General features: G+C 67.7%; 13 protein-coding genes and 3 pseudogenes. 9 read left to right on the top strand and 7 right to left on the bottom strand.

Features of this window, described 5'->3' with window-relative positions:
• Positions 1 to 55: 55 nt before the first annotated feature.
• Both ACG83_RS37830 and ACG83_RS46300 read right to left on the bottom strand, forming a co-directional pair.
• Positions 56 to 706, bottom strand: a complete 651-nt coding sequence (locus ACG83_RS37830) for an ATP-binding protein (RefSeq protein WP_083473917.1) — start codon at positions 704 to 706, stop codon at positions 56 to 58.
• 10 nt (positions 707 to 716) lie between these two features.
• Entirely contained in the window at positions 717 to 1097 is a 381-nt protein-coding gene (locus ACG83_RS46300; RefSeq protein ID WP_193209800.1) for a hypothetical protein, read from the bottom strand.
• Positions 1098 to 1413: 316 nt separating this feature from the next.
• On the opposite strand from ACG83_RS46300, the gene ACG83_RS37820 reads away from it, so the two are divergent.
• Both ACG83_RS37820 and ACG83_RS37815 read left to right on the top strand, forming a co-directional pair.
• Entirely contained in the window at positions 1414 to 2271 is an 858-nt protein-coding gene (locus tag ACG83_RS37820) for a DUF5753 domain-containing protein (RefSeq protein WP_054571065.1), read from the top strand.
• A gap of 4 nt (positions 2272 to 2275) precedes the next feature.
• A complete protein-coding gene (locus tag ACG83_RS37815) occupies positions 2276 to 2479 on the top strand; it encodes a DUF397 domain-containing protein (RefSeq protein WP_054571064.1) in 204 nt (67 codons plus the stop codon).
• Between the two features lie 781 nt (positions 2480 to 3260).
• Here the strand turns inward: ACG83_RS37815 and ACG83_RS37810 are convergent.
• Complete coding sequence (locus ACG83_RS37810) at positions 3261 to 3701, bottom strand: hypothetical protein (protein ID WP_054571063.1); 441 nt, start codon at positions 3699 to 3701, stop codon at positions 3261 to 3263.
• A 47-nt stretch (positions 3702 to 3748) separates the two neighbouring features.
• Between ACG83_RS37810 and ACG83_RS43285 the strand changes: the two are divergent.
• Positions 3749 to 4354: pseudogene (locus ACG83_RS43285) on the top strand (IS6 family transposase); the annotation flags it as partial.
• A 120-nt stretch (positions 4355 to 4474) separates the two neighbouring features.
• Here ACG83_RS43285 and ACG83_RS37800 read toward each other — a convergent pair.
• Positions 4475 to 6268, bottom strand: coding sequence for a reverse transcriptase domain-containing protein (locus tag ACG83_RS37800; protein WP_200931445.1), 1794 nt, complete (start codon positions 6266 to 6268; stop codon positions 4475 to 4477).
• Between the two features lie 691 nt (positions 6269 to 6959).
• Here ACG83_RS37800 and ACG83_RS47300 point away from each other — a divergent pair.
• Positions 6960 to 7064, top strand: a pseudogene (locus ACG83_RS47300) (IS6 family transposase); the annotation flags it as partial.
• Between the two features lie 53 nt (positions 7065 to 7117).
• Here the strand turns inward: ACG83_RS47300 and ACG83_RS47295 are convergent.
• Positions 7118 to 7429: pseudogene (locus tag ACG83_RS47295) on the bottom strand (transposase family protein); the annotation flags it as partial.
• A 202-nt stretch (positions 7430 to 7631) separates the two neighbouring features.
• Here ACG83_RS47295 and ACG83_RS37795 point away from each other — a divergent pair.
• Positions 7632 to 9305 carry a diguanylate cyclase gene (locus tag ACG83_RS37795; protein ID WP_161934841.1) on the top strand — a complete coding sequence of 558 codons (1674 nt, stop codon included), beginning with the start codon at positions 7632 to 7634 and terminating at the stop codon, positions 9303 to 9305.
• Between the two features lie 130 nt (positions 9306 to 9435).
• Here ACG83_RS37795 and ACG83_RS37790 read toward each other — a convergent pair whose 3' ends face one another.
• Positions 9436 to 10677, bottom strand: a complete 1242-nt coding sequence (locus tag ACG83_RS37790) for an IS256 family transposase (protein WP_054571059.1) — start codon at positions 10675 to 10677, stop codon at positions 9436 to 9438.
• A 407-nt stretch (positions 10678 to 11084) separates the two neighbouring features.
• Here ACG83_RS37790 and ACG83_RS37785 point away from each other — a divergent pair, with 407 nt between their 5' ends.
• Both ACG83_RS37785 and ACG83_RS37780 read left to right on the top strand, forming a co-directional pair.
• Positions 11085 to 14126, top strand: a complete 3042-nt coding sequence (locus ACG83_RS37785; RefSeq protein WP_235498442.1) for an EAL domain-containing protein — start codon at positions 11085 to 11087, stop codon at positions 14124 to 14126.
• A gap of 435 nt (positions 14127 to 14561) precedes the next feature.
• Complete coding sequence (locus tag ACG83_RS37780; RefSeq protein ID WP_054571058.1) at positions 14562 to 14936, top strand: hypothetical protein; 375 nt, start codon at positions 14562 to 14564, stop codon at positions 14934 to 14936.
• Positions 14937 to 15352: 416 nt separating this feature from the next.
• Here ACG83_RS37780 and ACG83_RS37775 read toward each other — a convergent pair whose 3' ends face one another.
• Positions 15353 to 15691 (bottom strand): helix-turn-helix transcriptional regulator, encoded by a 339-nt coding sequence (locus ACG83_RS37775; protein ID WP_054571057.1) that lies wholly within the window; start codon positions 15689 to 15691, stop codon positions 15353 to 15355.
• Between the two features lie 154 nt (positions 15692 to 15845).
• Between ACG83_RS37775 and ACG83_RS37770 the strand changes: the two genes are divergently transcribed.
• Together ACG83_RS37770 and ACG83_RS37765 are read left to right on the top strand one after the other, a co-directional pair.
• Positions 15846 to 16277, top strand: coding sequence for an Hsp20/alpha crystallin family protein (locus ACG83_RS37770; protein ID WP_054571056.1), 432 nt, complete (start codon positions 15846 to 15848; stop codon positions 16275 to 16277).
• 15 nt (positions 16278 to 16292) lie between these two features.
• The gene (locus ACG83_RS37765) at positions 16293 to 16637 is read left to right on the top strand and encodes a hypothetical protein (RefSeq protein WP_054571055.1); all 345 of its coding nucleotides are present in this window, start codon (positions 16293 to 16295) and stop codon (positions 16635 to 16637) included.
• The last annotated feature ends 55 nt before the right edge of the window (positions 16638 to 16692 follow it).

Below are 16692 nucleotides of genomic sequence, written 5' to 3'. Positions count from 1 at the left end.
GTCCCATCCCCTGGGCTGAGCGGCAGGGCACGGGTGGTGGGACTGGGATTGGTCATCACGCACGTCGCGCTGCCGTGCGGGTTGGCTGTCCGACCGCGGTGGCGGGTGGGGGCGTCCTGGGCGGGGCGGCCCTGGCGCCGGGAAGGTGCCAGTCGTCCAGGGCTCGTAGCCCGTCGACGACCCGGCGCAGCAGCGCCGGATTCTCCTCAAAGGTCACCGGCCTAATCGGATCTGGGGTGGGCTGTGCCGTGCGCTGTTCCAGCCGCCCCGCCTCGGTCCCCGGTTGCATCGGCTGCAGTTCCGCCCGTATCTCACCCCAGACGACTTTTCCGCCCGATTTGACCCGATACCACGACCATGTGCTGCACAGCGCATCAACCAGGACCAGGCCACGTCCGTCCTCGCTGAACGCCTCCGGACTCCCGATCCGGGGACCGACGTCGCTGCTGTCCCACACCTCCACCACGACCTGCCCGCTCGTCGCCGTCAGCCGCACGGCCACCACATCCTGCGGACGGCTCACCTTCACGGCGTTGGAGGCGAGCTCTCCCACGACGAGTTCGACGGTGCTCACGGCGTCGGTGTCCACCGACCACCCGATCAGCGTGCCTGCGGTCCTCGCGCGCACCTCGGGCACAGCGGCCACGGTCGGCGGGAAATGCGCCACCGCCACCCGGATCATCGGCGACCGGTCGGCCGCTGTCACGCCGAGCCCCTCACGCTGCGGCCGGCGCACGACTGGTGCGGATGCCGATGATCGTGACGTTCATGCATGCACTGGCCGGTGTCGCTGTTGATGGCGCGTGCAGTGACCGCAGGTCACAGCCAGGCAGGACGACGAACTCAGCCCAGGCCACCAGCTCACAGCGCGCGTGGGACAGGCGGCGGCTGACCTTCGCCACATGGTCATCAACGGTCAGGGAAAGACGGGTACGTGCCTGCCGCATTCGCCCGTGCGCAGACACGTGGGCGCTGTCGAAGTCGGCGAACGCCCCGAGCGCGTCCGGCTCCCACACCACGAACCGGCGATCATCTTTAGCCCTCTCCCCTCGGCCTGCCTTGGCAGGTTCCTGCCTGGTCTCTCCCGAGTCGTCCATCACGCTCTCCCTGCCATGCCCTTGCCAGTGGAGGTGGGGGATCAGCTCCTAGCCCTCGGGGGACGGCACGCGGTGAGGGCCGGGAGGCTGATCATGGCGGCGCGCACCCCGGCTGTCTCCATCCCACCGAGCGGGGGTAACGGAGCGCTGAGGGGGACCTGCTCACAGCATAATGATGAAGCACTACAGCTTTAGATGCAAGTGCATCTGTACTGTAGTTGTGGCGGTGTGGTCCTACCCGACGCCGGAGGACGAGGGGTGGGAGACTCGCCCAGCACGGGAAAGTCAGCCCAGACGTTCCAGACAGGAGGAAGCGTTGGCGCGTCAAGCGTCGGGAACTACCGTCCGCAGCCGCCGGCTCGGTCGAGAGCTACGCCGGTTGCGCGAGGCGGCCAACGTATCCGTGGAGCGGGCGTCGGAGGTGCTCCGCTGCTCCGTACAGACGATCTACCGCCAGGAGAATGGCGCGGTGTCGGTCAGGCTGAAGGATGCGAACGATCTTCTTGCCCTGTACCGCGTCGCCGACGCTGCGACCCGCGAAGCCGTTCTCGAACTGGCGAAGACCACGACTCAGCAAGGCTGGTGGCGACCGTACGGTGATGTCGTGCCCCGGTGGCTCCAGGTCTACATCGGGTTGGAAGGCGACACCACGGAGATCAAGGACTACCACTCCGCGGTCGTGCCCGGTCTCCTCCAGACGCGGGACTACGCCAATGCCGTGATCCGTACGGACTGGCTTGCCGCTGAGGAGGAGGTAGCGAAGCGTCTCGACCTGCGGGCCGACAGGCAGGCGAGGGTACTCGGAACGAACCCGCCGAAGGTGGATGTCGTCCTTGACGAAGCCGTACTACGGCGACCAGTCGGTGGCCGGCACGTCCATCGGTCCCAGCTCGGCCACCTCCTGGATGTGGGCAGCCGTGACGATGTCACGATCCAGGTCGCGCCGTACAGCATCGGGGCGCACCCCCCGCTCGGGACGCCTTTCACGTATCTGGGGTTCACCGACGAAGATGATCCTGACGTTGTGTACATAGAGATCCCGACTGGAAGCCTGTACATCGAGAAGCCGCAAGAAGTGAGGCACTACCAGCATATCTTCGATCGGCTACAGACAGAGGCTCTGTCGGCTGAGGCGTCAACCGACAAGATCGCAAGTGTGATGAAGGAGTTGTAAGGGGATGAGCACGGAACTCCCGGGCGGGCTGACCTGGGTGAAGGCGACCGCGTCCAACGACAAGGGGGCATGCGTCGAGGTCGCTAAGCTGCCCGACGGCGGTCGGGCTGTCCGTCACTCGCAGGACCCGGACGGCCCAATGCTGCGTTACACCGAGGCCGAGTGGACGGCGTTCCTGGACGGCGCGCGAAAGGGCGAGTTCGGCTGAGGCCGTGACCAGAAAAAGCGATAGCTCCGATTTCACCACCGCCACGGGGATGGCGCTCCGCGACCTGCCGGGGCGCCATCCCGTTCCGCTCACGAGAAAGGCAACCGCGGTCGGTCCCTGCCGGCATCGATTCGCTCGCGATCACCGACCGTGAGCCTGACCGACGGCGCGGCGCTCCACCCGCGCAGGGGTTGCCTCGGCAGCAGCGCGTGCGAGCCGGGCAATGCCGGCACGAGCACGACCCAGTGGGCCTCCACCGCTCGAAACCGAAGCCCACAGCGAGTGAACACACACGCTCGTAGGCGTCGTACATCACGCTCAGGGCCAGTTCGACGCATGGCCCCGCCTTCCGGCTGGTGCCGAACTGCGGCCTGGTGACTTGGTGTTCTTTGGTGGCGGCCCGGCGGAGTCACTCATGTCGGCCTCTACCTGGGAGTCCGGGACGGCCGGCCGGTGATGGTGGACGCGCCTCATCGAGGCGCGCCGTCATCCGGGTCGAGGCGTTCCCGACCGTAGGGGTCGCCTGGGGTGCGGACATCTACCTGGGCGCCACCCGACCCGCCTCTGACCATCGACCTTGAGTCAACGGGGCGAAGAGACGAGGAGACACGCGCAAACAACTCGCAGGAGATTGCCAGTTGGACGAATCACGTCTTCTTCGCCGATCGAGGAGGAGGTAAGGGATACCGAAAGGGATCATTAATGTGGGTGGGGTGTGAGGGGTCGGGTCCGCCGGCCCCGCCGGCAAGGGAGTTCCGGTCGACACTGGTGCCTGGCTGAATCAGGCCGCATCTGGTTGCCGGCGTGGCGGGCGCTTGCGGAGACGTAGTTTCGCGTAAACGGCCCGGGTCGACGTCTTGGCGGTCCGTGCCGCGAGGTCCTCGAAGTAGACCCAGAAGTTTGGTATATGTTCTCGCTCTGCGTAGACGTATGGTGCCAGGGCGTCCCACAGATACACGATCGATTCGCCGTAGGAGCCGATAACCAGGTCTTCGCTGATCACCTGGTGCGCGATGAGTTTACCAAGGTCGTCATAGATCAGCCCGATGGTATTGGCCTGGTCGCGTGCCTGCTGCGGCAGATCACGCCAGGCGCATCCGGCGGCGTGCTCCCTCGACAACCTGTTCAGGATGTATTCCTGCGCCTCGAACCACTCCGGGTAGCGCGACGCCTTGAAGGCATCGAGAACCACGGGCAGGTGGTTCGCGCGGCAGTGTTGCATCGGCGAAGTCCGCCATCACGCGGCTGCGGATCAGTCATGATCGAACGATGCGCCGACGTCGTGTCCGTCCACCGGTTCCGACGTCGGCGTTCGTCGGTTCCGGTTCCCGCCCGAGGTGATCGTGCTGGCGGTCCGCTGGTACCTACGGTTCGCGCTGTCGTACCGGGACGTCGAGGAGCTGCTCGCTGAGCGCGACATCGAAGTTGATCACGTAACTGTGTACCGATGGGTCCAACGCTTCACGCCCTTGCTGGTCGACGCCGCGCGGCCATGTCGGCACCGCCCTGGGGACAGGTGGTTCGTCGACGAAACCTACGTCAAGATCTCCGGCCGGTGGACGTACCTGCACCGGGCGGTTGACCAGCACGGACACGTCATCGACGTCCTCGCCAGCGAACGACGCGACCAGGCCGCGGCCCGAAAGTTCTTCACCGCGGCGCTGTCTCACGGCCGCCGGCCGGTCGAGGTCACCACCGACAAGGCCCCTGTCTACCCTCGGGTCCTCGACGAGCTGCTTCCCGGCGCCCGCCACGTCGACGCCGCGCGGGAGAACAACCGGATCGAATCCGACCACAGCCGCCTGAAAGCCAGACTCCGACCCATGCGCGGGTTGAAACGCCTGCGCTCTGCCCAGACGATCAGCGTAGGGCATGGTCGGGTAACGGGGGCGCATTGCTGCGTCCCCGTCCCCTCAGAACCGTGCGTGCGCCTTCCAACGCACACGGCTCAAGCAGCCCATTTTGGCTTTGCAGTCTCTGCAGTTGCTGTCCGTGTCAACTGCGTCTGCTGCCGGGTTGGCGGCGGGCGCAGTCAGCGTGCATGTATATCCCCATGTGCATGGTTTGGGTCGTGCTTGTGTGGCGTCCAGCCCGGCCGTCCGCGTTTCCTGTGATGATGTCCTTTCGTTCGATCGCCTTGCGGATTGCGCGGAACCAGTTCTCCCATTCGCCGGGGAGGTTCGGGGTGCGGTCGGCGAACAGCAGACTGTGGCCACAACCCGGGCACCTGCCGTCCTGTACGCGCAGGGCGTGTTGGATGGACGATGCCAATGGTGGGCTGTGACGGGTCTGCCGCCGACGTCGGTCGGCCCAGTAATCGGCAAGGGCCGGGTCGTCCGGTGACGACCGGCCCGCGACCATGACGTGCCGGATGATCGGAGTCCAGGCGTATTTATGCAGGTAGGCGCCGGTCTTGTGGTCTCCGAACACCCACTGATCGTTCCTGGACTCGTTGAATGGGCCCCAGTAGCGCTTTATGATCCACTGTCGGCCTTTGTTGGGGTGGGCGCCCCGAGCCCACTGGTCGAGTTGCACCCAGAGGACCCGGTCCAGATCGCTGAACGCCTTCTTTGCCACCCCTGTCCGGTAGTAGGCCGCCTGCCCCCTGATGACGGGGTTCAGCTTGCCTATCACGGCCGAGGCGGGCTGTCCCCGCAGCGCCCGCAGTTCGGCCTTCATCCGCCGCCGTATCCTGACCAGCGCCTCCTCGCTGGGTTTTATAAGAATTTTCGGGCCGTCCTTCGTCGGGTAACGGCGGACGTTGAATGAGAGGAAGTCGAAGCCCTCGGTGTCGGTGGTGATCCGGGTCTTTGCGTCGTTGAGACGCAGACCCTTCGGAGCCAGCCACACAGCAAGGCACTCCCGCGCCGCTTCGGCCTGTTCCCGGCTGTGGCACAGCACGACCAGGTCGTCGGCGTAGACGACGACGGCGGGGCAGTCCCGGGCCAGTTCTCCATTCTTCCGATATCTGACCCCGACGGCTTCCTCTATGCCCTGCAGCGCTATATTGAGTAGCAGCGGCGAAATGACCCCGCCCTGGGGAGTTCCTTCCGGGGTCGGGGCGTATCGGTTGTTGTCCACCACCCCTGCCCGCAACCACCCTGCTATCTGATCCTTCCCAGGGAATCCGCGGAGGCGGCCGAGCAGGTGGCGATGGTCGATTCTGTCGAACGCGGCCTGTAGATCCGCGTCGAGGATCCACCCGCGTTTCGCCCCTTTCTTTCCCAGCAGGGAGAAGATCTTCTCGATCGCGTCATGGCAGCCTCGTCCGGGCCGGAAGCCATACTGGCTGGCATCCAGCCGGGCTTCCCACTCGGGTTCCAACGCGTTCTTGACCCGGTTCTGCTGGGCGCGGTCCGCGATGACGGGTATACCGAGTGGTCTGCTTTTTCCATTTTTCTTGGGGACGTGCACCCGTCGGACGGGGAGTGGGACCGTGCCCGATCCGCAGCGATGCAGCCAATGGGCCAACGAGGCCCGCTGCCGAGAGGTCATGGCGACCTCGCCGTCCACTCCCGGAGTCCTTCGGCCGGAGTTGCGCTGGCTTACCTGCCGCACGCTGACCAACGTGTTGGCACGGCTGCGCAACATCAGTCTCTGTAGATTTCGGGCGCGCTTCATATCGCCTGCCTGCGTCGCCTTGAAGATCCTCTGCCGTAACCGCGCTACCTGCCTGTCCTGAGACAACCAGTCGAGGGCATCCCAGTCCGGTAGGTCCTCGGGTCCGTTCACCCCGGCTTCGGGCACGGCCGATACCGCCACCACGGCGGTGCTGGTCGTGTCCTTCACCGAAGCGCCCAACGTGCCCCTCGGACTCGGGCGGTTCCTGGTCATCGGTGTGTTCAAAGGGCCACCTGGCTCACGTCAGCTCCCTTTCGGGCCCAGGCACGGGTCAGGCCTGGTATACGGCCAGTTATGCGGGCGCGGCCGGTTGAAGGCCCCGCCATCTGCACCCGCCTTCCTGTCACCTTTCGGCTGCCGCCCTTCGCTTCTTGAGTCATCCTTTCCCGCCACAGTATTAAGCCCCCCTCACGGTCGGCTTACCGGAGCCGGTCAGCTCTCCGGACCTCGACGGGGTTTCCGCGTTCCACACATGTGAGATACAGCCGGGATTGGGTGCCCTCTCTACCCCGGGGCCATGGTGCTCATACGGCCAGAGGAAAGAACCCCAGCCGCCATCGCCGTCTCCCAGCGGCAGGCCCTGGACGCCGGTCTTGTATTCCATCTCCGGCGCTTCTGATTACGAGGCTTCCATCAAGGGTTCACCTTATTCACCCTTCCGGCCTTCCCCTCGCCTGTTCCCGACGGATGGACATCGGTTCTTGGGCTTTTCCCCGGGCTTCACACCCAGCCGCATGGGGTGCATGCGGCGCGCGTGCCAGGGCGGGGACGGGCTCCCGAGCACTAGCCCGGAGACTCAGTACCGATCACCGGCCCTCCATCACTGGTCTCACTCACTCTGTGCGACTTCGTCGTCGCATCGTTCGTCCAGAACATCCGCCGCGGCCACTACGAACTTGGGATCGGCACTGACCCGCACGCACGGCTGACAGCCGCGTTTACCGAGCTCACCCTCGCGATCTGATCACCCGCTCGACAGGGGCAACCATGCCCTGCCTTCCCCCAACGCAACAGACCCCGCTCCAGCACCCCGGGCAGCTGTTCGCGGAAGGTCTGCCGGCAGCCACGGTCGGGCAGACTAGCCGACGGACCCGCACGATCACAGCACCCGGCGGGCGTCGATCGCGACATCCGCCAGCGTCCACTCGTGATAGCTGTGCACCCGCGAGGTCACGACCCCGCAACCCGGGCAGGCCACCGGCCCCTCAGATGTCCGGGCCCGCACTCGGACCGGACCAGACTGCCCTCGCCGGCCGCATCCTCGATGACCAGCGGCGACAGACCCGGAAACACCAGCTTAACCAGACGATTCGTTCCCGACATGACCATCGTGTCGCCTCACGCCGAGCGGATCGGCCGCCTTCCAACGTGAGGCCTAGCCGTGGACCATGCTCCGTCACCACCGAAGGCGAGCCAGAGCCGATAAAGAGGATCATGAATATCGACGTACGTCGCGCAACGTGATCGTCGGACATGCGCGTCATCTCCGGAGCGGTCATCGTGGGCCTACATGGCTGAAGGAGGCCGGCCCTTGACGGATGGCGGCATCGAGACCCGAGGGGACAGGACGCCCTCGGCGGGCCGGGTGCGCGGCGTGCGGGCTCGGCCCGTCACGGATCGGACCTTCCATATCCTGCTGGCGCTGGTGACGGCGCTGTTCGTACCAGCGGCCGCGGGCCAGCTGGCCTTCTCCGGTCAGCCGCGGCTGGTCGCCCAGGCGACGGCTCTGTTCGTCTGCGGCGTGGCGTCGACCGTGTTCGCGGTCATCGGCATCGCGCGCACACGCGGCATCGGCCGTAGGTGGCGGGTGCTGGTCGCCGCCGGCCCACTCTCCGCGCTTCCCAGCGCGGTCGAATGGACACGCCAGTACTCTTCCGGTGATCCGCTGGAACTTCAGCTGACGCCCAGCGAGAGCCTGTTCCTGATCGCTCCGCTCCTCACGGTCGCAGGCCTGATCTGCGTGCCCGCCCGCACCGGCGACGGGCCGACCCGAGCGCCTCCGGACAGTGGCTGGTGGCCGCGGTACTCCCACGCGGTCATCGCACTGGACAGCCTGATGATCATCCTGTCCATCCTCATGATCGCTTGGTTCGCTGTGCTGCGGGACATCACCCACAGCAGGATCAGCGGGACGTCGTTCGTCATCGCGGTCACCTTCGTGGTCGTCTTGGCGCTGCCGGTGGTGGTTCTGGTACTCGTGGCGACCTTCCGCCGGCCCCGCAACGGCCGCGCGGTCGCCCTGCTCGGTGCCGGCCTCGTCGTGCTCGCCGCGTCCGAAACGGTGCTGGTCCAGCTCAGCCTGCCTGACCCGGACGGCGCGGAGGGCAGCATGCCGACATGGCTCGGAGCGGCCGCGGGTCCACTGCTGGTCGCCCTCGCCATGATCGCCCCCGAGCGGGACAGCCGGCCACCCGCGCCTGCGGTCGCCTGCCCCACAGCCAGCCGATTCCTCTGGTCGGGGCAGGAGGTCCGTCACTGGCTGCACGCCTATCTGCCCTATCTGCCGCTCAGCGTCGCCGCGGCGCTCGTCCTGGCAAGCGCCCTGCGCGACGGTGGGTTGTACGGGCTGCCCCTCTACCTGGCGATCTGCCTCGCCATGCTGGTCAGCCTCCGCCAGATCGTCATAATCGCGGAGAACCGCCGGCTGGTCAGCGATGTACGGCGTGCGCACCAGCGGCTTGAGTACCAGGCGCATCACGACGGGCTGACCGGCCTGGCCAACCGCGTCCTGTTCACCCGCGAGCTCGAGAAGGCGGTGACCGCGCACCGCCGACACGGAACACCCGTCGTCGTGTTGTTCTGCGATATCGACCACTTCAAGACCGTCAACGACACGTATGGCCATTCCGCCGGCGACGAACTCCTCCGTACGGTCGCAGCCCGCCTGCACACCGCCATACGCGACGGTGACCTCGCCGCCCGTCTCGGCGGCGACGAGTTCGCCGTCCTCCTCACCGGCACCAGTACCGACGCCAGCCCCCACACTGTCGGCGAGCAGTGCGCCCGACGGATCGCGATCGGCATGCTCCGGCCCATCACCCTGGCCGGTCGCCCTGCGCGGATACAGATCAGTATCGGTCTGGCGATCGCCGACGGGCGGCAGCCCTCCACCTCCGCCGAACAGATACTCCATCAGGCCGATACCCGTATGTATGACGCGAAGCGCAGGCGGGCGAAACCCCGACGAAGAACCCTGGCTATCTGACGGCCTGGACTGCCGGACGGCACGACAGCGTCGTGCCGAGGGCGTGGGCGAGCGTACGCGCCAAGGCGCATCGGGTCACGTCCAGGGGCGTGGTGTACGGAGAGTGACTCCGCGTGATCCTGACTGAAGGTTATGCGGCGAGGGCTTCGGGTGTCACGCGGATCTCGGGTGTGTCGGATGGGTTGTTCGCGGCGTCGACTTTCGCGAGGACTTCCACGCCGAAGTAGCGGTGAGTTTCGATCCACTCGTCGTGCTGTTCGGCGAGAACCGCACCGACGAGACGTATGATGGCTCCACGGTCAGGGAAGATACCCACGACGTCGGTGCGTCGCCTGATTTCCTTGTTCAGGCGTTCCTGCGGGTTCGAGGACCAGATCTGCCGCCAGATCTCCCGCGGGTAGGCGGTGAACGCGAGCAGGTCGACTTTCGCTTCGGAGAGATGTTCCGCAGCGCGAGGAAGTTTTTCGGCCAGTCCGTCGACGACCCGGTCGAACTGGACGACGACCTCGTTCGCGTCAGCCTGATCGAAGATTGTTCGCACGACGGTGGCGACCCACGGCTGCGACGATTTCGGTGTCAGGACGAGCAGGTCTCGCAGGTAATGAGTCCGGCATCTCTGCCACGAGGCGCCGGGCAGGGTCGCTCCGATCGCGTTGACCAGACCGCGGTGGGCGTCCGAGGTCACCAGCCGCACCCCGGACAGGCCCCGGGCGACCAGACCACGGAAGAACGCCAGCCAACCGGCACCGTCCTCGCTGCTCACGACGTCCAGGCCGAGGATCTCCCGGTGCCCGTCACCGTTGACCCCGACCGCGAGCAGACAGTGCACGTTGATCACACGGCCGCCCTCGCGGACCTTCATCGTCAACGCGTCGGCCTGCACGAACCGGTACGGACCGGCGTCCAACGGTCTCGACCGGAACGCCTCGACCTGGCCGTCGAGGTGCTTCGCGAGCTCGGACACCTGCGACTTCGAGATGTGTGCCACCCCGAGCTGCTCGACGAGTTTGTCGACACGGCGGGTCGACACCCCGAGAAGATATGACGTCGCGACGACCGAGATCAGGGCCTGTTCCGCCCGCCGGCGGCGGGTCAGCAGCCATTCCGGGAAGTACGACCCGGTCCGCAGCTTCGGAATCGCGATATCAAGTGTCCCGGCCCGGGTATCCCACTCGCGCGTCCGGTAGCCGTTGCGGCGATTCGTTCGATCCGGTGATATCTCGCCGTATTCGGCGCCACAGGCACTGTCCGCCTCGGCGCTCATCAACGCCTCCGCGAACGCCTTCACCATCGAGCCCAACAGATCCGGACTCGCCGCCAGCAGTTCCTTGCCGAACCCCTCGGCATCGGCCACAGTCGGACGCACGGCCATCGCGTATCTCCTCATCGAGTCGCTTTCGCAGGTTTCTCGTGAGGATCACGCGGTGGTCGCTCTACGTCACGGACCGCCACTCCGGCGAGTCGCTAGACGATCGCGATCCGTACACCACGTCAGTGGACTCCACTGCGCATCGGCGGTGCTGGCGGGTAAATCCCCTCGAAGTCGGCCCGCTGCACGCTCCAACGACTCATCCCGGGTACACGCTCCGACGACTCGTCACCGGGTATGGGAGGGGCATGGCCTGGCTGTGGACGAACGCTCGCCCGGGCACGGAGGGCCGCTCCCGCGCCCGTGTTCGCGGCGATCTGCCGCCGAATGTCCAGCGGTTTGGTCGGGGCATCCCGACGGGCGGGGATGGGCAGCGTCGCATCAGGGCCGTCGGCGACCGTGGGTTCTTCGTGGCTTCGCCCCTTGTCGGCTCCGTCCTTCTGCTGCTTCTGGTGGTTGTCCCCGGCTCGCCGGGCCACCTGGACCCGTCTGTCGCGGTGGGGGCCGGGCTCGGGCTGGCGACCGTCGCGGCGATGTCCGTCGCCGCGGCGACGGACCTGCGTCCGCTGGCCCTGGTCGCCTCCATGGCGACCGTCACAGCGGTCACGGTCGCGTTGGCCACGGCGGAGTCCGCCGAGCTTGCGCTGACCCTGCTGTTCTGGTTTCCGTGGGCGGGCAGCCAGGTAGCTCTCGCATGGTCCCGGCTCGACGCCGTCGGGGTGCACGCGGCCGTTGTGGCGGCTGTCGCGCTCGGCGCGTTCAGTCTGCACGGGTGGTTCACGGAGTTTCCCCTCGCGGGAGCGGGCTGCGCGATGGGCATCTGGGCCGCCGCGGTCCTCACCCACACGTCCCTCCACCGGGCACGGGACCGTACCCTCACTGACCCCCTGACAGCGCTGGCAAGCCGCGTGGGACTGAAGCAGGCCGGTGATCGGCTTGTCGCCGACATCCTCGCGACCGGGCGTCAGGCCGTACTGATGGTCGTCGATCTCGACCACTTCAAGGAGATCAACACCGCGTGGGGTTACGAGACGGGCGACGAGGTGCTGAGGAGGTTCGCGCGCCGGCTCCGCCTGGTAAGGCCGGCCCCGAGGCTCAGCGCCCGTCTCGGCGGCGACACGTTCGCCCTGCTGGTACCTGGAGCGGCCGTGGCAGCCGATGGCGGGGAAAGTCCACCGTCGTCGGCGGATCCCCCGCTTGCCGACTTCGGCCGAGCCCTCCTGCGACAGGTCGACGGCTGTCTGCGGATCAACGGCTGTCTGCGGATCAACGGAGTCGAGGTCGAGGTGGAGGCGACGGCGGGTCTCGCCGCGGCACCGTCCTGCGGGAACCGGATCACCGACCTCCTGTCGTGCGCCGACACGGCACTCGCCGACGCCAGACGCCGCGGTGAGCCGGTCAGGGTGTGGACGACCGGGATGGCCGCGGTACAGCCGTGGGAACTCGAACTGCAGGCCCAGTTACGCTCGGCGATTGAACGGGACGAGCTGGAGCTTCACTACCAGCCGATGCGGGAAGCGGCGACCGGTCGGACCGTCGGCGTCGAGGCGCTGATGCGCTGGCGGCACCCCACCCGTGGGCTGCTGCCGCCCGCGTCGTTCCTGCCGATGGCCGAACGATCCTCACTGATCGTCGAGCTGACCTGGTGGGAGCTGGAAGAGGCGTTGCGCCAGTGCGCCCGCTGGCGGGCGGAAGGCATACAGGTGCCCGTCTCGGCGAACCTTTCTCCCCGCCTGCTGGTCATCGACGAGCTCCCGCAGATCGTCGCCGAACGCCTGGCAGCCCACGATCTTCCCCCCGACATCCTCACCCTCGAGATCACCGAGAACGCGCTGGTCTCCCAGCCGGCCCGGGCTGCCGCGATGCTCGGCGACCTGCGGGTCTCCGGGGTGAAGCTGTCGATGGACGACTTCGGGACCGGCTACAACTCGATGGAGATCCTCAAGGCCCTGACCCTCGACGAGATCAAGATCGACCGGAGTTTCGTCGCGGACGCCCACGGCAGCCTGCCGGACGTCGCGATCGTGCGGTCCGTCGTCGACCTGGGCCACCGACTCGGGCTACGCGTCGTCGGCGAGGGCATCGAGGACGAACCCAGCGAACGGATCCTGACCGAGCTCGGATGCGACGTCCTCCAGGGCTACGCGTTCTCGCCCCCACTTCCGGCGCGGGACCTCACACCCCTGCTCACCGACCCGAAGCGGTGCGGCTCGTCCGCCGCCGCGCTGGCGGCGCCGCCCGCGCCGCGCGCCGGACTGTCGCGGGATACCCGGCCGCCGGGCGATCGGAGCACCGGGCAGCCGGTCGACGAAGGCATCGGGCACGCCCGGCAGGCCGGCGCTACGAAGGACGACAACGGCAGGCCCGCATACACCACCATGGCCACCGAGAAAGGCAACGGCCGCTGGGGCGAGGGTGGCCTGATCGCGTCCGTGCCCGCCGACGAAAACGACCGCTTGGCCGCCCTGCGCAGTCATCGGCTCCTCGACACCCCTCCGGAGCCCGAGTTCGACCAGGCCGCCGCCCTCGCCGCCGAGCTCACCGCCTGCGCCGACGCCCATGTGGTGCTCGTGGACGCCGAGCGGGAGTGGATCAAATCCTGGCATGGCCTGAAGACCGCCGAGGTCGCAGGCAGGGTGGGCGTGGCCTCCCACACGGTCGGGTCGGGTGAGTATCTGGAGGTCGCCGACGCGGCACGGGACATGCGCTTCGCCCCCACGGTCCACGCCGACCCGAACGCCCCGCGGCGCTTCTTCGCCGGGATGCCGCTGCGGACATCCGAAGGACGCACGCTCGGCGCCCTGTGCGTCTGCGACCGGATGCCCCGCCGGCTCACACCCGGGCAGCGCCGCTCGCTGCACGATCTCGCGGCCCAGACGATGCTGCTGTGCGACGCCCGCCGGGAACGGCTGATGAACGAGGAGGTCGCAGACGCGCTCCAGCGGCTCGACCAGCTCTGGTACCCCGACGACCTTCCCGCCGCGGCCGGCCTGACCGCCGATGTCGTCCGCTCCCTCGCCGTCGCGGACGCCGTCGCGGTGATGCTGGCGACGATGCCGGGTGCGACGGTGTTCGAGGCGGCCGGCACGTCGGTGTCCCCGGGCACCGAGCCGCTGACCCACGTGGGAGCCCGGGCCAATCCCGACGACGAGGCCGCGCTCACCGCGTTGGCCCACCTACGGGCCCCGATCTTCATCGCTGACCCCGCCGGCACACCGCTCATCCCGTCCAGTCGGACACGCCAACTGGACATCGGTTCCGCGCTGGTGGTGCCGATGCCGGACGAAGGCGGTCTGCTCGGCTTCGTCGCGGTACGGTGGACCCGCCCCCTGACACAGGTAGACCCCATCATCCGCCGCTCGGTGACTCTGTTCACCGCCGGAGCCCGTTTCACCCTCCACCGCCTACGGGCAACCGCCCGACGCACAGCCGAACACGGCAAGGACAGCTGACACCCAAGGATGTTCGGCCTGGCCTCGGCCTCGGCGAGTCGAGCCCCCAACTCTTTGATCTTCCATGACCCGCTCGATCAGGGTGTTGATCCGCTCGATCGCGCCCGGCGGCTCAACCTCGGCCTGAGACGCCCGGACCAGTCGGCCGTGACCGCGAGATCGCACGATTCCTGCGCCCGATGATCACTATGGGTCAGCTCGCCGCAGCCACGCTCGTCAGCGAGTTCGGTGATGTAGGTGTCCGTCCTCGGCTTCCCACACGACCGCGCGCCTCCGCCGGGTACTGGTACGAGCTACGTCCTGCCGTTCGACGCCACCGCTGATGCGTCCGATCGCCGAAGATGACCGACGAGCGGCCCCGTCGACGGGAACAACAGGAAATGCCGCGTCGAAGTCCACCACGCGGCTTGCCGAGAAGCTGAAGGAGCTCGGCTGGTGAGAGCCATCGTTCGGGTCGCCCGGCACCGCGACATCACGCCGCACGACTCCGACTACATCCATACGAAGCCGCGGGTCGGAGACGTCGCCCGCCTGGTCGTGGCCACGGCGCGGGGACAGCCAGACTTCGCGGGAGTTGCCCGCATAGTCCATGTTTCCCCAGAAGGAAACTTCATCACGGTGGACGGCATGCTGCCTGCCGCGGAGCCCGGCGAGCACAGCATGGACTTCATCGCACCCGCCGCTTTCCGGGACATCAACCAGTTCCTCGCCGCTACGAGTGGGGAGATGCTGACTTCGGCTCGCCTCTGCGAGCTGGAGCGGCAGCACATGACCGTCGCGGCTCGGACCCGGCTGCACACAGTCCGGTGACGGGCCCCGGAGAGCGCCTCAGCGGCGGTAGCCTGCGCCCTGGGCTGCCGACAGGGCCAACAGAAAGCCCGCTCACGCGAGAAGACCTGCAGGTCGAGCTCCACAGTCCAGGTCGGCCGGCATGCTCAACCCGCCACCGGGCGCTCTTGCGACCGCGTACCCGTTCTTTCCAGCAACGACGCGTCGCGGAGGGCATGGTCCGCACACCTGGCGAGCCGGACGCCTTCACCGACGGGAAACCGAATGAGTTCAACCAGTAACCTCCGATATCGCCCGACCCTCAACTCGGTACGGTCACCGTGCTGGCTCGCGCGGGAGAGACGGAAAGATCGACCGGGGGTGAGGGCGAGCTTCCTCGGGCTCGTACTCGCGACGCTCACCGTGCCGGTCGGTGTTTCGGGCGTGGTCTTCCTGTCTCAGCCCGTGCTTCGACGGGGGCCGGTTGGAGGACTCGGCGCCATGTCCGTGGCCTGCGTGCGTTCGAGGTCGGCGCGCAGCTGGGCGTTCTCGGTCTCCAGTTCGAGAACCCTGGCGATCCCGGCGAGGTTCAACCCGGCCGCGAGCAGATACCCGATCCGTTGCAGTCGGGCCAGGTCGTCGCTGCTGTAGCGGCGGGTCCCGCCGCCGGTGCGAGCCGGCTCCAGCAGACCGCGCCGCTCGTACAGGCGCAGGCTCTGCGGGTCCATGCCGACCAGATCGGCGGCCACCGAGATGCCGTACACCCCCTGGGTCGGGTCGACATCGGACGAGCTCACGGGGCGCCTCCAGGGACTCCGCCCGGACGGGCCGGACGGGGACTTGCCTCAGTCTGCCACCGGTGCTATATAAAAATCTAGGCCAGCCACCATAGATAAGTGGATGGCCTGACGCTCTGGTCTACAGGATCGTGATCGTGGAGGTGGAGTTCCGATGTTGGTGCGCACCGACCCGTTCCGGGAGCTGGATCGGCTCAGCCAGCAGGTGTTCGGCGCTTTGGGCACGGCGACCCGGCCGACCGGGATGCCGATCGACGCGTGGCGTGACGGTGAGGAGTTCGTGGCGGAGTTCGATCTGCCCGGGGTGGACCCGGCAACCGTGGATCTGGATGTCGAACGCAACGTGCTGACCGTCCGGGCGGAACGGCCGGCGTTGAACGGGGACCGTGAGGTCCTGGTCGCCGAGCGGCCCCGCGGGGTGTTCAGCCGCCAGTTGATCCTGGGTGACAACCTGGACACGGAGAAGATCACCGCCAGCTACCACGCCGGCGTGCTGACCCTGCGGATTCCCGTCGCGGAGAAGGCCAAGCCGCGGAAGATCGCGATCGACGTGTCCAGCGACGACCGCCGGGCCATCCACGCGTGACCCGGGGCGGGACCGATGGCGACCCTGTATGGGGCGGCGCCGGTCCGGCCGGCCTGTGCGCAGCTGGCTGATCTGATCTGCTCCGACCCCGACCTGCTGCACGCCGAGTTCGACGCGATCATCTCGGCCGCGTGGGGCAGCGACGTTCCGCCGGGCAGGCCACAGCGGCCAGCCGCGCCGCGGCCACCGTCGCCGGGGCCAGCGAGGATCCCGCGCCGTCCGCACCCGCAGCCCTGCCGGGCGCAGGGCTGCCGGCGGCTCCAACGCCGAGCGCGGCAGCGGGCGCCGCCTGGCCGTCCGACCCTCGACACCGACCACACGGCACAGAAGGGAGTCATAGCCACCGCTCACGACACCTAGGAATACCCCTCGGCACATCGATGCGGGCGCGGGCCGGGCCCCGGCCACTGACCGG

Origin of the sequence: Frankia sp. R43, from assembly GCF_001306465.1 — a bacterium.
In the GTDB taxonomy this organism is placed as follows: Bacteria; Actinomycetota; Actinomycetes; order Frankiales; family Frankiaceae; genus Parafrankia; species Parafrankia irregularis.
This window is presented reverse-complemented; position numbering and strand designations above follow the sequence as displayed.